1 protein-coding gene and 1 pseudogene are annotated in these 1,333 nt (G+C 74.1%); both read right to left on the bottom strand.

Going from position 1 to position 1,333, the window contains the following annotated elements; translation table 11 throughout:
- Positions 1-232, bottom strand: a 232-nt coding sequence (locus tag G3I41_RS35435) for a hypothetical protein (RefSeq protein WP_164404621.1), incomplete at its 3' end; no start/stop codon positions are given.
- A 199-nt stretch (positions 233-431) separates the two neighbouring features.
- Positions 432-1,333 (bottom strand): annotated as a pseudogene (locus G3I41_RS35430) (serine/threonine protein kinase); the annotation flags it as partial.

Genomic DNA, 1,333 nt, shown 5'->3' with positions numbered 1-1,333 from the left:
GCCGCACGGCGGGGTCGGCGGGCCGCCGGGCGGTGCGCGGCGCGGCGGACGTCCGGCCGTCGCCCTCCACGAACTCCGCGTCCACCACCTCGGGCAGCGGCACCTGACGGACCAGGACCTCCTGCCCGCTGTAGGTGTCGAAGGCCCGCGTCTCGGCGAACTCGTACGCGTCGGACGGGGGCAGCGGAAGGCGGTAGCGGTCGGCGAGCACCCGACCCGCGTAGTCGTCCACGACGCCTCCCCAGAGCGCGCTGTCCCCCGGTCACTGAGACCGCACCGAGTTGGTCATTCCCAGTCGCCTGCGGTGCAATTGACTGCGTGTTTCGGCTGCGTACGGTCTCCGGACTCTCACCATACGTGGCAAGTGGCGGCCGCGCGGCGGGTCGGCGCAACCAGCGGCCCGGCCGCGCCGACTCCCGCCGCCGGACGCCTCAGTCGACCGGCTCGAACGAGGCGAACGCCGCCTTCCGCAGCGTCCGGCACTCCTTGCCGTCCCACTCGTCGGCCTTGCAGCTGATCATGATCGCGTAACCGTGGTCGCTGTCGGCCTTGAATCCGCGGTTGAGCACCCGGACCCGCTGCCCCTGCTGGGTGCGCTCGAACTGCCAGTCGGCGACGGTCGGATAGCCGTTGTACTGCACCTTCTGGATGCCCAGGTGGTGGTAGTCCGTGCTGGAGGCGGCGACCCCGCCCCGGGCGGAGTTCCAGGAGGCGGCGGCGTCGTTGCCGGGCGAGGAGGTGTAGTCGACCTGCAGGCGGGGGAAGCCGCCCTTCGCGTTGTAGATCGCGCCGGCGCCCTGGCCGGAGGTGGTGTCGAAGTGGAAGCCCTTGGGCATCGCGATGGAGAAGTGGAACCGCTTGTTGGTCACCGCGCGGTACCCGGCGGGCACGGCGTCCTCGGCCTTGCCGCCCTTCTTCCCGTCCTCGCCCTGCTTCTCGGCGTCGTCGTCCTGCCCCTTGTCCTCGCCCTTGCCCGCGTCCTGCTCCGTGCCGCTGCCGCCCTGTGCGGCGTCGGACGAGCCGGACGGGGCGTCGGGGCTCGGCGTCCCGGCGGGGGCGGAGGCGCCGGCGTTCTTCCCGCCGGAGTCGTCGGGCTTGTCGTCGCCCCCGCCCAGCGTGAGCGCCAGCACCGTACCGAGCACCGCGAGCACGATGACGGCCGCGATGATCGCGAGGGTGCGGCGCGGCACCACGTCCGTCAGGGACGCGCGGGGCGCGGTGACCGGCGAGGAGGCCGGGCGCTGCGGCGGTACGGCCCCGGAGGGGGACGCGGCGCCGGGGGCGGAGGTCGGCCGGGCCGGGACGGGCGGTGCGGTGACGGGAGCGGCGGCGG

Source organism: Streptomyces sp. SID9727, assembly GCF_010550605.1.
Taxonomy (GTDB): domain Bacteria; phylum Actinomycetota; class Actinomycetes; order Streptomycetales; family Streptomycetaceae; genus Streptomyces.
This window is presented reverse-complemented; position numbering and strand designations above follow the sequence as displayed.